At 37.1% G+C, this 13,666-nt stretch carries 11 protein-coding genes; 2 read left to right on the top strand and 9 right to left on the bottom strand.

The genetic code is table 11. The annotated features are described in order from the left end of the window. Nucleotides 1–15: 15 nt before the first annotated feature. Nucleotides 16–1,023, bottom strand: coding sequence for an aspartate--ammonia ligase (gene asnA / locus LKE05_RS04680; protein ID WP_147513679.1), 1,008 nt, complete (start codon nt 1,021–1,023; stop codon nt 16–18). 3 nt (nt 1,024–1,026) lie between these two features. Next, on the bottom strand, nt 1,027–1,206 hold the full coding sequence (locus LKE05_RS04675) for a DUF896 domain-containing protein (protein WP_022230753.1): 180 nt from the start codon (nt 1,204–1,206) through the stop codon (nt 1,027–1,029). 453 nt (nt 1,207–1,659) lie between these two features. Between LKE05_RS04675 and LKE05_RS04670 the strand changes: the two genes are divergently transcribed. Together LKE05_RS04670 and spo0A are read left to right on the top strand one after the other, a co-directional pair. Then, nucleotides 1,660–3,789 carry a heavy metal translocating P-type ATPase gene (locus tag LKE05_RS04670; RefSeq protein ID WP_308456106.1) on the top strand — a complete coding sequence of 710 codons (2,130 nt, stop codon included), beginning with the start codon at nt 1,660–1,662 and terminating at the stop codon, nt 3,787–3,789. Between the two features lie 227 nt (nt 3,790–4,016). Next, nucleotides 4,017–4,799: a sporulation transcription factor Spo0A gene (gene spo0A / locus LKE05_RS04665; RefSeq protein WP_022230750.1), complete on the top strand. Its 783-nt coding sequence runs from the start codon at nt 4,017–4,019 to the stop codon at nt 4,797–4,799. A 52-nt stretch (nt 4,800–4,851) separates the two neighbouring features. Here the strand turns inward: spo0A and LKE05_RS04660 are convergent, their stop codons facing one another. The 7 genes from LKE05_RS04660 to LKE05_RS14070 form a co-directional block, all read right to left on the bottom strand. Then, nucleotides 4,852–7,362: an S-layer homology domain-containing protein gene (locus LKE05_RS04660; RefSeq protein ID WP_308456105.1), complete on the bottom strand. Its 2,511-nt coding sequence runs from the start codon at nt 7,360–7,362 to the stop codon at nt 4,852–4,854. 391 nt (nt 7,363–7,753) lie between these two features. Beyond that, a complete protein-coding gene (yihA, locus tag LKE05_RS04655; RefSeq protein WP_308456104.1) occupies nt 7,754–8,386 on the bottom strand; it encodes a ribosome biogenesis GTP-binding protein YihA/YsxC in 633 nt (210 codons plus the stop codon). 24 nt (nt 8,387–8,410) lie between these two features. Beyond that, the gene (gene lon / locus LKE05_RS04650) at nt 8,411–10,723 is read right to left on the bottom strand and encodes an endopeptidase La (RefSeq protein ID WP_308456103.1); all 2,313 of its coding nucleotides are present in this window, start codon (nt 10,721–10,723) and stop codon (nt 8,411–8,413) included. Nucleotides 10,724–10,873: 150 nt separating this feature from the next. After that, nucleotides 10,874–12,058, bottom strand: coding sequence for a tyrosine-type recombinase/integrase (locus LKE05_RS04645; RefSeq protein ID WP_308456102.1), 1,185 nt, complete (start codon nt 12,056–12,058; stop codon nt 10,874–10,876). Between the two features lie 114 nt (nt 12,059–12,172). Continuing rightward, nucleotides 12,173–12,364: a helix-turn-helix domain-containing protein gene (locus LKE05_RS04640; protein ID WP_308456101.1), complete on the bottom strand. Its 192-nt coding sequence runs from the start codon at nt 12,362–12,364 to the stop codon at nt 12,173–12,175. Nucleotides 12,365–12,433: 69 nt separating this feature from the next. Further along, entirely contained in the window at nt 12,434–13,033 is a 600-nt protein-coding gene (locus LKE05_RS04635) for a dCTP deaminase/dUTPase family protein (RefSeq protein ID WP_349164530.1), read from the bottom strand. Between the two features lie 26 nt (nt 13,034–13,059). Continuing rightward, nucleotides 13,060–13,581, bottom strand: a complete 522-nt coding sequence (locus LKE05_RS14070; protein WP_349164528.1) for a C40 family peptidase — start codon at nt 13,579–13,581, stop codon at nt 13,060–13,062. Nucleotides 13,582–13,666: the final 85 nt, after the last annotated feature.

Raw genomic sequence — 13,666 nt, 5'->3', positions numbered from 1 at the left:
TTAAGGAGAGGCTTATTATAGTAGCTTTATTCCTTTTTCTTCGCAAGTCTTACGCATATCGTCCGGCCATACAGATGCCTGTACTTCGCCGATATGAGCCTTACCAAGCATATACATACACAATCTTGACTGACCGATACCGCCGCCGATTGTATAAGGAAGTTCCTTATTAAGAAGTTTCTTATGGAAATCAAGTTCAAGTCTGTCCTCACAGCCTGCAATCTTAATTTGCGAAAGAAGTGAATCTTCGTCAACTCTGATACCCATGCTTGAAAGTTCGTAAGCCATATCAAGAACAGGATAATAAACAAGAATATCACCGTTAAGCTCCCAATCGTCATAATCCGGAGCTCTGCCGTCGTGTCTTTGACCCGACTTCAATTCTTTACCGATTTGCATTAGGAATACCGCTTTCTTTTCGCGAAGAAGTTTATTTTCTCTTTCTTTCGGTTCAAGATCAGGGTACATATCCTCAAGTTCTTGCGTTGTTATAAATGTAATTTCCTCAGGGAAATTATTTTCAATACCGCTGAACTTTTGGCATACTCTGCTTTGAGTCGACTTCATAGCGGTATATATACGTTCTACAAAACTCTTTAAAGTTTCAACAGTTCTGTCTGACTTATTTATAACAGCCTCCCAGTCCCATTGGTCAACGTACATAGAGTGAAGATTGTCCACTTCCTCATCACGTCTTATGGCGTTCATATCTGTATACAAGCCCTCACCCGGATTAAAACCGTATCTGCCGAGAGTCATTCTCTTCCACTTTGCAAGTGAATGAACAATTTCAAGTGTAGCACCGCCGATACAAGGTGCATCAAAACTTACAGGACGTTCAACTCCGTTAAGATTATCGTTAAGACCTGTTTCGGGACGTACAAATAACGGTGCTGAAATTCTCTGCAAATTAAGTGCAGAAATTATTTCATGCTGAAATGTATCCTTTATAAATTTAATTGCTTTTTCCGTTTCGCGTCCGTTAAGATTTGATTTATAGTTTTCGGGAATTATTAGTGACATTTTTTATTCTCCTTTATCAATTATTTCAATATTGTCAAGCGTCTGTTTGAAATTCTGACGTATGGCATTAAGATATTCTTCACGGAGCTTTGCACGCTCCGTCATTTCCTCAGGCGTCAACCCATCGGAACTTCTTGCCTTTTTCGCAAGTTCATTTATTCTGTCAATTTTCTTCTTATCCAAAAGATTTACCTCCCCAAGAAAATATCACTACTACTATTCTAACCCATTTTGAAGAAAAATTCAAGTAAAATATGGGACAATGTGCAAAATTAATATATTAGTCATAATATATATTACAAAACATTGAAAGGAGGCACTCACAATGGGCGAATGTTGTGGAAACGGTTGTCAAAGAGGCGGTTGCGATTTTGATCTTGATATGATTATTTGGGTTCTTATTATTATCGTTATCGTTACTTGTATGTGCAACAACTAATCTTACATCAACTCCACTTTCAAAATATCAGTGGCAAACAGCGGTGCTTTTTCGGAAGCACCGCTGTTTTGCGGTATAAAAACATATTTTTAAGTATTATTTTTATTTTTTGAATAAAACTATTGACAAATGATATAGTATACCGTATAATGAATATATGAACAGTTATTCATATATTCAAGTATGGAGGTGCAGATATGAAAAAAAATAACGATAGTAATATTGCGGAAGATAATAAAGATGTCTGTTGTGAAAAACATGAACATCATCATGAACACGAGGACCATTGTGGTTGCGGTCACGATCATCATAAACACGAGCACGAGGCTCATTGTAGCTGCGGACATGAACATCATCATGAGCATGATGACCGCTGCGGTTGCGGTCACGACAATCATCACGAGCATGAAGACCATTGCGGTTGCGGTCACGATCATCACGAACATGGCTGTGGCTGCGGATGCGGTTGCGAACATGGAGAGGAAGATGAAAAAGTTCTTACTATAAGACTTATAGCCGGTGCAATACTTTTTGCGGCAGGTATCGTAACAGAAAACGTACTTTCTTCCCCATTGATATCAGATATTTTATTTGTAGTCGCTTATATTGTTCTTGGCTATGATATAGTTTGGAATGCGATTAAAAACATATTCAAAGGACACTTATTCAACGAAAACTTCTTAATGAGTATAGCAAGTATCGGTGCATTTGCTGTCGGTGAACACCCTGAAGCAGTTGCCGTAATGCTGTTCTATCAAGTCGGCGAGGCATTGCAGGAACGTGCGGCACAAAAGAGCCGTAATTCAATTACGGAACTTATGGATATTCGTCCCGACTATGCCAATACAGAAGTAAACGGCACGATTACAAAAGTTTCTCCGTCTGAAATTTCAATCGGAGATATTATAATTGTAAAACCGGGCGAAAAAATTCCTCTTGACGGTACAATAACTTCGGGCGAAACATATCTTGATACAAAAGCACTTACAGGCGAAAGCGTACCGCGTAAGGCTGTTACTGGTGATACTGTATTGAGCGGAAGTTTGAATACAGGCTCACCTATATATATTAAAGTAGAAAAAACATACGGCGAAAGTACCGTTTCAAAAATTCTTGATATGGTTGAACACGCTCAAAGCAAAAAAGCAAAATCGGAAAAATTTATTTCCGTATTTGCTAAATACTATACACCGATTGTCGTTGCACTTGCGGTAATAGTTATGTTCGTTCCTCCCATGTTTCTCGGAGATTTCAGAACTTGGATATATCGCGGACTTATGTTCCTTGTGGTTTCTTGCCCTTGTGCATTGGTTGTATCAATTCCGCTTGGTTTCTTTGCCGGTATCGGTTGTGCGTCAAAGAACGGTATTCTTGTTAAGGGCAGTAACTTCATCGAAAAGCTTGCTAAACTTGATACTGTCGTATTTGACAAAACAGGTACTCTTACAAAAGGTGTATTCGCCGTAAAAGACGTATATTCTGTTATCGACAAAGACGAACTTATAAAATATGCCGCTTATGCTGAATTTTACTCAACACACCCTATCGCAGTATCGGTTAAAAATGCTTACAAAAACACCGTTGACACTGCAAAAATCTCAAACTACACAGAAATTTCCGGTATGGGTATCAGTGCAGATATAGACGGTCATAAAGTTTTAGCCGGTAACGGCAGACTTCTTGAGAGCAACAATATCTCTCATGAAAAAGCAAAATCACACATCGGAAGTATTATATACATTGCAGTTGACGGAAAATTTGCCGGATATATCGTTATATCTGATGAAATCAAAGCTGACAGTAAAGCTGCAATTTCAGCATTGAAACAGCTTAATATCAAATCTGTTATGCTTACCGGCGACGTAAAGAAAAACGCCGATTATACCGCAGAGCAGATTGGTATTGATAAAGTTTATTCGCAGTTGTTGCCACAGGATAAGGTTTCAAAACTTGAAGAAATCCTTTCTTCTAAAAATCATAAAAAGAATGTTGCATTCGTCGGTGACGGAATTAACGACGCACCCGTACTTATGCGTTCGGACGTCGGTATTGCTATGGGCGGTATCGGTTCGGACAGTGCAATCGAGGCGGCTGACGTTGTTCTTATGACTGATGAACCTTCCAAAATTGCCAAAGCATCTAAAATCTCCGCAAAAACTATGTCGGTTATAATCCAAAACATTGTATTTGCTATCGGCGTTAAAGTTCTTGTTATGATTTTAAGCGTACTTGGCATAAGCACAATGTGGCTTGCAATTTTCGCTGATGTAGGTGTATCATTGCTTGCGATTTTAAACTCACTTCGAGCATTATATTACAAAGATTAATCACATATCCCCATATAGGAGATGTCAAAACAAAAAGTTTTGACATCTTTTTTTGTTGTATTTTACAGTATTTACGGCATTAAAAAAATATATTTTAAAATTTTTTGGAATTTTTTTGAAAAATCTCTTGATTTTATTAACATTTTATGGTAATATACTTTACGTAATGGAAAACATTTACAAATAGTAGACATCATATTAACTTTATACAATAGGAGGACTTACTTATGAACAACAATATCTCTGTACTAATAGCAGATGACAACGAAGATTTAGCAAAGGAATTATCATCATACATAGGTGCAAAGCCTAATATGACAGTAACGGCTATTGCAACAGACGGTGAAGAGGCTTACACTCTTATTTCTCAAACCAGACCCGACGTTATAATTCTTGACCTTGTAATGCCGAAACTTGACGGTATAGGAGTTTTAAAGCGTATGCAGACTTTGACATTTGATAAAAAGCCTAAAATCATAGTTTATTCCGTTTCATCAATAGCAATTAAAATGGCTGCGTCAGTAAGTCCTTTAATAGACTACTGTCTTTTAAAACCGCAAAGCAACGAACGTGTATACGAAGTTATTCAAGATTTAACATCTGTTCCTATGGTTAGCGCAATACCGCTTTCACACAATATAACAGCTCAAAAAGCCGAAGAAACAGACCTTGAAACTATCGTTACAGACTTCATTCACGAGCTTGGTGTTCCGGCACATATTAAGGGTTATCAATATATCCGAAGTGCAATAATGATGGTTGTTGAAAATATGGACCTGTTAAACTTCATCACTAAACAGCTTTATCCCGAAATTGCAAAGGCATATAATACCACCGCCAGCCGTGTAGAACGTGCAATCCGCCACTCAATAGAAGTCGCTTGGAGCAGAGGTAAGCCTGAGGTTATGAATGAAATTTTCGGCTACACAATCCACACAGGCAAAGGCAAGCCGACAAATTCAGAATTTATCGCAATGGTTGCCGACAGAATCAGACTTCAATTAAAATAATAAAATATATCTTCTCTCAAAAAAAGTATCCTCTGTTGAGGATACTTTTTTGTTAATTTTCTTGAACTGTTGTTTCTCCGCCGTCTGTTTCAGGAATGTCTGTTTCCTCTGTTGTCGGTACTTCTGTCGGCTCAGGTATCGGAGCTAAAGTTGGCGTTGGTGTTGATTTAGGTTTATTCTGCAAATCGTATAATCTCATAATAGTTGAGATTGACTGTTCATTTGTATAATTTGATTTAGGTGAGAACATATCATCGCCCATACCTGTCATTATCTCGGCTTTGTTCATCTGATAAACAGCCTCTTTTGCCCACTCGCCTATTTCTTCATCATCGGCATACTTATAATCCGACAATTTGTAATCCTCATAGAAATCGTTATACCCCATATACTGTGCTGTCTTATACAAAAGCATCGACGCCTCTTCACGCGTAATCGAATTATTAGGTTTAAATGTACCGTCCTCATAACCGCTTATAATTCCTGCCGTACCCAAAAGCGAAACTTCTTTTCTTGTTGTATCGCTGAATTTGACATTCTGCTCTGTCGGCAATTTATCCTTTGCCTTTAGCATATTTGCAAGAATTATGCAGAACTTTTCACGCGTCATATTGTCCGTATACACAAGTGTATCTTTGTATCTGTACGGTGCAACATCAAGCGAATACGCTCTCTTAACTTCTTTTTCTGCCCACTTTGACGGCTTTGATTTATTGAATGTTATATTTGCAAGCGGCATACGATGATTATAGTTCTCCCACTTCTGACCGTCTGCCGACTTAAATCTGTTTCCGTCTGCGTCCTCAACATAGTAATATCCGTCATAATAAACGGCAAGCTGAATAAGTTTATCAAATTCATACTTATCTTTTATTTTATAATTTTTGTCAAGATAGTAAATTGTCTTTACCTTGCCCCACTCTGAAGTGTAGTAATAAGGACAGCCGTCCCATTCAATCCATCTTAACATATATCCGGTATTTGTTTTCAAAAGTTCGTAACTGTCATAATTACCGTTTATAATATCCTTTACTTCCTGCGGCAATTCGTCCCTTACTTCCGATGCCAAGACACCTGTTGTAATCGGTCCTTGCTCTGCTCTCGGTTCATCGACATAATCTTCGTAATACTTATCAATATGACTTTCATTGCATACTCTGAATGAATTTCTTATACCGCCGACGTAATTTATAGGCAATACCATATTAATCGAAAATTCCTTTTCACTGTTTGCCGGAATTAATACACTTGCCATTGTATCTTTTTTAGCAGGACTTGACTCGTCTTTCAAAAGACCGCTGTGCTTGCCGTTTTCGTCCTCAACATACACCGCAATATTGGACGAAGTTTCGGCAACGTATTCAAAATACTTATCTTTATTCGTTACGTTCTTAACTTTTAAATTATATGCCTCTGTTACGCAATAGTTGCCCATACTGCAACCGTAGCCTTGATTACTGCGTTTAACGGAAAGTTCATAATTGGGAACATAGTCCTCTCTGTTGTACCAAGTTGACGCACCCGGATATTCCGCGGTATCACTGTGATACGGATCCCATATCCATAAATTATTTTTTTCTTTTTCCTTTACATTAGAGCCGTAATAATCAAGTTTTGAATCATCTTTGTATGTCAAAGTAAGCAAGTCCGACTGTACAGATATATCTTTCGACCAAATATCGTCCTGCGGATTAAGATTGGTGCACCACGCGTCCGTAACATAGCCGTCAGGCTGATATTGATTAAATACTTTGTTTTTTATATACTCACCGTCTTTGTATGTATTGTCAATAGTATATTCAAGGTCAACATTAACCTTTGGAAGTGAATCGGCAATACCTTTTTCCGTTCTTGTGTATGAATATTTTCCGAACTTTGCATTCGGGTCAAAACTGCTTCTGTCCTTTAGTTCATCACCCGTTTTGAATGCCGCAACATTAAAATTCATTTTGCCGTAATTAAGTGATAATTCTCCAAGTATCTGTGACGGCTTGTGATAGCCGATACTTGTGTAATCGTCCATATAGTCGCTGAGCCATATTGTTTCGCCTTTTTTCAGTTCAACAGTTACAGGCTCATATGGCTTTGCCTCGTATAACCAAGCACCGTTTAATTGTGACAGGTTTACACCAAGCATTGACGCAAGTCCGTTAATGCAACCGAATTTGTTTGTTTCTTTTGACCACGTTCCGTCACTGAATATAAACGACTCGTCCTCAACAGCCTCAAAAAAGGCTTTGTTTATAGTTATTTCACTGTCCTCAACAGCTGTAAGTTCAACATCAACTTCAATTTCATATCCTGCACCGTAACCGCCGTTACTGTCAGTGTAATTTATATGACAAATAAGAAAGTCATATAAATCCGGTTCAAGATTTTCGTTGTTCATAATATATGACGGCGGATTGTCGTCACTGTTCATTAAGTCTTGATTTCTGATTGCTTCGGGATTGTTGCAGTAAATCCACTTGCCTTCACCTTCAGGCGTAAATGTCATATCTGCCGCCGATGCACTTACCCCCAATGCACAAAGCAATACTATAATTGCTAATATTTTCTTCAATTCCTCGTCCTCCTTTTGTATATTTATATTTATTTAGACGTTAAATAATTCAATTTTGTTCCATTTGTTTCCGTAAAAAAACGGAACATCTCAGTTCCGTTTTTTGTGTGATGTGTATTTTGTGGGTTGTCAAGTGTGCCAATCGCAGTAAATTGCGACCTCGACGTCCCCTACTTTCCATCTGTTATCTTTTCTCTATTCCCTCTTATCTGATACTCCGTTTTGGGCGACCAATGATCGCCCCTACAAACTATAGTGAATACTGATAATCGACACCGCTCCGTCACTTCGTGACGCCTCTCCTCAAGGAGAGTCTTTTAGGCTCCCATCGAGGGGAGCTGTCAACGCAGTTGACTGAGGGGTGGCATTTCAATAGAATTATATCTCTATTTTATTCTTCTGTTTCTTCGCTTTCTTCATCATCACTGTAATAAAGCTCACCTGCACGCATCATTTCAATCATATCCCATACAGTATATTTGCCTTCATCATCTTGTGTTGAAAACGGTACAAGAATATCATCTTCGCCCATTTCAAGAGTTTCCCAAATTCTTTGAAGATTCGGCTCAATATCTCTCTTTTTAAGCTTATCCATTTTTGTTGCAACAACTATCAAATTCGTATGATAATGGCGAATCCAATTTGCCATTGTTATATCGTCCTTAGTCGGCTTATGACGGCTGTCAACAAGCAATATCGTCTGCACAAGCGGTTCACGGTTTGCAAGATAATCCTCCATCATCTTGCCCCACTTTTCAGTTTCGGACTTTGAACGCTGTGCATATCCGTAACCCGGCAAGTCAACAAGATAAATTGTATCGTCGATATTATAAAAATTAATCGTAATTGTTTTACCCGGTGTACCCGATACTCTCGCCAGCGATTTTCTGTTAAGCAATTTATTTATCATCGAAGATTTACCGACATTTGAACGTCCGGCAAATGCAAATTCCATATAACCTGTCGTTGGGTATTGGTTTGGACGTACTGCGGAAATTGTAAGGCTAACATTATGTATATTCATAATTTATATCATTCCTTTCTTCACTTATCTCAAAGCATTTTCAAGTACAGTATCCATACTCTTTACAGGTATGAAATTGATTTTGCTTCTTACTTCCTTAGGGACATCGTCTATATCGGCTTTGTTTTCGTTCGGAATAATAATATCGGTTATTCCTGCTCTGAATGCCGCAAGCGACTTTTCTTTCAAACCGCCTATCGGAAGAACTCTGCCTCTAAGCGTGATTTCACCGGTCATTGCAATATCGTTTCTTACAGGATTTTTTGTAAGCGCCGATACAACTGCCGTTGCCATTGTTATTCCGGCTGACGGACCGTCTTTCGGTACTGCGCCTTCCGGCACGTGAATATGTATATCCTTTGTTTTATGGAAATTTTCCGCAATACCGAGTTTTTGTGAATTTGCTCTTATGTAGCTGATTGCCGCCATTGCACTTTCTTTCATAACATCGCCGAGCTTACCTGTAAGTTCGACTTTTCCGCTTCCCGGCATAACGTTAACTTCTATCGACAGCGTGTCACCGCCTACCGACGTCCAAGCCAATCCTCTTGCAACACCTATTTCGTCCTGCTCATTCATTTTTTCAAAATGGAAACGTTCCTTACCGAGATATTCCTCAAGATTTTGCTTTGTAACCTCTATCGGTCTTTCGGTGTTTTCAAGAAGTTTCTTAACCGCCTTACGGCATATCTTACCTATTTGCTGTTCAAGTTTTCTGACGCCTGCCTCACGAGTGTAATATCCGATTACAGCCTCAATCGCGTCATCTGAAATTGTCAAATCATTGTCATCAAGTCCATTATTTTTCATAGATTTCTTCACAAGATAATCCTTTGCAATATGGAATTTTTCATTGCTTGTATAACCCGAAAGTTCAATGATTTCCATTCTGTCAAGCAACGGTCTTGAAACCGTATCAAGTGAATTTGCTGTTGTGATAAACAACACCTGTGACAAATCAAACGGTACTTCAATATAATGGTCGCGGAATGTTCCGTTTTGTTCATAGTCAAGCACTTCCAAAAGTGCGGCTGACGGATCACCTTTATAATCCGCACCCATTTTATCAATTTCGTCAAGCAAAATAAGCGGATTTTTTGTTTTTGCCTCTTTCATTGCCGCTATAATTCTGCCCTCCATAGCGCCTATGTAAGTCTTTCTGTGACCTCTTATATCTGATTCGTCGTGAATACCGCCGAGAGATATTCTGACATATTTTCTGCCGAGCGAACGTGCGATTGACTTTGCAACCGACGTTTTACCCACTCCCGGAGGTCCCGCAAAGCAAAGTATCGTACCGTTTTTGCCTTTTGTGTTCTGTCTTACCGCAAGATATTCAAGCACGCGTTCCTTGACCTTTTCAAGTCCGTAATGATCCTCATTTAATATCTTTTCAGCATTTTTAATATCAAAGCTTTCCTTTGACAGCTTGTTCCAAGGAAGGCTTAAAACAGTATCAAGATAATTTCTAATCACCGAACTTTCAGCCGACGACGGCGGCATCTTTGAAAACCTGTCAACTTCTTTCATAAGTTTTTCTTTCGTATCCTTAACGGTTTTCAATTTGTTTATTTTCTGCTTATATTCTTCTACTTCCGCCTTTATGCCGTCGGTATCGCCAAGTTCGTCCTGTATCACTTTTAATTGCTCGCGCAAAAAATATTCTCTTTGATTTTTGTCAATTCTTTCTTTGACTTTCTGTGCAAGCTGTTGCTCCAACTTCAATACTTCAAGCTGATTTTGTATTGTAATTATAAGTTTTTCCGCTCTGTCATATGAATCAAATTCAGATAAAATTTCCTGTTTTTCTTTTGTGTCAATTTCAAGACTTGCGGCAATCACATCACAAAGTTCGCCTATTTCCTCAATACCCATAACCGCCATAAAATTATCGGCTGTAAGTTTTGGATTTTGAGAGAAATATTCTTCGTAAGACTTTTTAAGCCGTCTTATATAAGCCTGTTTTAAAGGATGATTTTCTTCGTACAAATCGTCAAATTCCTGTACTTCCGCCTCAAAAAACGGTTTTTCGGAAATGAAATTTTCAATAATTCCACGTTCCAATCCCTTTACTATAACTCTTGTTATACCGCCGGGCATACGCATAACCTGTTTTATAACCGCAAACGTACCTATACTGTATATATCGTCAACAGTCGGTTGTTCTATTGTATAATCCTTTTGCGCCGCAAGGAATACTATTGAATCATTTTCAGCAGCACTTTCAAGTGCTTTTATGGACATTTCTCGTGCCGCGTCAAAATTAAGCGTCATATGAGGGAACAAAACCATTCCACGCATTGGCACTACCGACACACGTTTTAGTTCTTTTTCCAATCCGTTTTCACTCCTATAAGATTAATATTACTATTATATAATAATACTACTGTATTTTCAAGAAAAATTTTTAATATGCATATTTAAGCCATTTACCCTAATAATTTTATGTGATTATTTTTAATTTACCCTAATTATACCCTAACGATTTTAAAATGAGATGTTTAGTTTATTAATAGAATTTGTCATTAATTCTTCGTTACTATGAGCATACACCTTTGACAACATTGCTCCGTCAGTCCAACCTCCGATTTTCTGGATATCTATTGATGGTATATCTGAATGAATAGCCACAGTTGCAAATGTGTGGCGAAAATAGTGAGGTGTAAAACGTTCAAGTTTTATTCCATATTCTTTGTCAAGATAATTTCTTATACTATCAATAATTCGTTGAACTTTTTCTTGTGACATTCCTTTTTTTATTGGTTTTTGAAATACAAAATCTTCGTCCGTTAATGTCATTTTTCTTCCATGATATTTTTCCATTAGTATTGTTTTATGTTGTTTAAACAAACTTTGAACATCATCTTTAATGGGTATTTTCCTAATTCTATCTGTTTTAGGAGTGCAATACTCAACTATATATTCCTTTTTATCGTTATAATATTGAGTCAAAGTTGAATCAATAGTGATAAATTTAAAATCCTCATCAACATTTTTCCATCTCAAAGCGGATAATTCCCCGACCCTTATACCAGTTGTTAACATTAGTTGAAATAAAAACTTATCATGAATGCTATGTTCGGTTAATCCTCTGAAGAACCAATATAATTCATCATTAGTTAATGATCTTCTTATGTTAGCTGACTTTCCTAATCCATTTGTATTAATTGATTTTACTGGATTTTTTGTAATAATGTCCTCTTCTAATGCAGTTTCAAAACACGATTTTAATCTAGATATTGTATTTTTAATTACATAGTTAGATAGTTCTTTTTTATTTAATATATTAACAACGTCTGTAATATCGCCAACATTAATATCTCTTAATTTATTATCTCCTATATATGGTTTTATATGTACTCTATATTGAGATATCATTTGAGCATATGTCTGCGGTTTTACTCTTTCTTTTTTATATCTATTTACATAAATATCGAACCATTCATTCAATGTTATTTTATTGGGGTTAATTGCTCCGTTTCGATTGTATTCCTCCTCTTTTTTCACTTCATCAAGTTCACGTAATTTTTCTTTAAGTTTTTTCTGAACCTCTTGTTTTGTTTTACCATAAACACTTTGTTGCTTATTAGTAATAGGATTAGTATATCTTGCTTCCCAACTGCCATTGGTACGTTGTCTTATACTACCTTCGCCGTTGAATCGTTTTGCCATTTTATTTTCCTCCTTTTCTCTTTTTCACGTTGGCAAAACAAATCACTTTATTTGTATTACTATTTGATTACAATTATATCACACAATAATAACATCTTCAAGTGATTTGACCAATTAATACATATTTTCTTGTATGTATTTATTTAATTGTCCTTTATCTATAAACACTCTACGTCCAATATTAACTTTGCCGTAGAACTTTCTATCATTAATCAGCTTATCCAAAGTTGATAAGCATATATTCAAATACTGAGCTGCTTCTGCTCTCGATATCAATTCTATAGTTTCTTGCCCCTTATTATCCATTTAATTCCTTTCTTTATGTAGCACAATAAGTAGGATGCAAATTACACCCTACTCACTGTATAAAATAATTTACTTATTTGTACTTCCAAAACCACCGTTTCTCGCTTCAACGACATCATCATCAATTACAGTTCCATACTGCACGAAAATGCCCTGTGCAAATTTGTCACCACGATTGATTCTTACAATTTTATCTTCAAGCGAATTGTTTGTCACTTTGATAAATATATGACCTTCATTATCACTGTTTGAATAATCGCTGTCGATTATTCCTGTAAGGTTGTCCAACCATAGGCGATACTTAAATCCCAAACTACTTCTCGAATATATCTTCAACACCCAATTTTCATCTATTACTGCTCTGATACCTGTCGGTATTTTTATTGTTTCACCCGACTTTAATTCAAATGAAATTGGACTTTCAAAATCATAGCCAGCAGAGCCCTTTGTAGCCCTTGTAGGAGGCTTTAAAATGTCATAATAGTCTGAAAGCTGTTGATAGTCATACTTTGTACCAAAAGTGGCTTTCATATCGTTTATAAATTGGTCTTTGCTTACTTTCCCAAAAATAGCTATATCCCGATTATCTTCTGGTTTATCTAAAAAATAATGAACCAGTATCAACGCAATAGCTATAATAAGAAGAATTGAATTAAAAGTTGCTATCATATTTTTTATCATTCTTCCTTTCTGTCTTATTCAACTATTCTTCGTGCCGTAGCATAATCACTTCTTGCTGACAAGCTTGCAATTTTTACTACGTCACCTGTTTGAGGAGCGTGAATCATCATTCCGTCTCCTATGTACATTCCTACATGATGTGGAGATGAGCTATCACCGAAAAATACTAAATCGCCAGCAAGCAATTCATCTCGTGCCACATATCTTCCTTCATTGACTTGAGTGTAGGTTGTTCGGCTAATGTTTACACCTATTTGTCCATAGACATATTGAACAAGTCCACTACAATCAAACCCACTTGATGTTGTTCCTCCCCATACATATGGAACGCCTAAATATTGTTTTGCAGTTTCTACTGCTTTTTGATTTAAGGGTGTTGGCGTCGGTGTAGGACTTGGGGTTGGTTCAGGTATTGGTGACGGAGTTGGCTCTAATGCTTTCTCAATGACTTGTGTTGTATAGTGAACTGACCATACATCACTTATGTCATTCGTCACATTTTCGCTTATATTTGGCATTGCATATGAATTAATCATACTTGTCGCAAAAAATAAACTTCCTAAAACTAAACTTACGGTTCTTTTTCCTTTCGTTACTACCATTAAATTCCTTTCTCCCGTT

The organism is Hominilimicola fabiformis, assembly GCF_020687385.1.
GTDB lineage: Bacteria > Bacillota > Clostridia > UBA1381 > UBA1381 > Hominilimicola > Hominilimicola fabiformis.
Note: the sequence above shows the minus strand (reverse complement) of the source record. Positions and strands in the feature narration are given on the sequence as shown.

Bases quoted from the DNA above. Each gene is read 5' to 3' on its own strand.
- asnA (WP_147513679.1), bottom strand. From the start codon at position 1,023: ATGTCACTAATAATTCCCGAAAACTATAAATCAAATCTTAACGGACGC.
- LKE05_RS04670 (WP_308456106.1), top strand. From the start codon at position 1,660: ATGAAAAAAAATAACGATAGTAATATTGCGGAAGATAATAAAGATGTC.
- spo0A (WP_022230750.1), top strand. From the start codon at position 4,017: ATGAACAACAATATCTCTGTACTAATAGCAGATGACAACGAAGATTTA.
- yihA (WP_308456104.1), bottom strand. From the start codon at position 8,386: ATGAATATACATAATGTTAGCCTTACAATTTCCGCAGTACGTCCAAAC.
- LKE05_RS04645 (WP_308456102.1), bottom strand. From the start codon at position 12,058: ATGGCAAAACGATTCAACGGCGAAGGTAGTATAAGACAACGTACCAAT.
- LKE05_RS04640 (WP_308456101.1), bottom strand. From the start codon at position 12,364: ATGGATAATAAGGGGCAAGAAACTATAGAATTGATATCGAGAGCAGAA.
- LKE05_RS04635 (WP_349164530.1), bottom strand. From the start codon at position 13,033: ATGATAGCAACTTTTAATTCAATTCTTCTTATTATAGCTATTGCGTTG.
- LKE05_RS14070 (WP_349164528.1), bottom strand. From the start codon at position 13,581: ATGATTAATTCATATGCAATGCCAAATATAAGCGAAAATGTGACGAAT.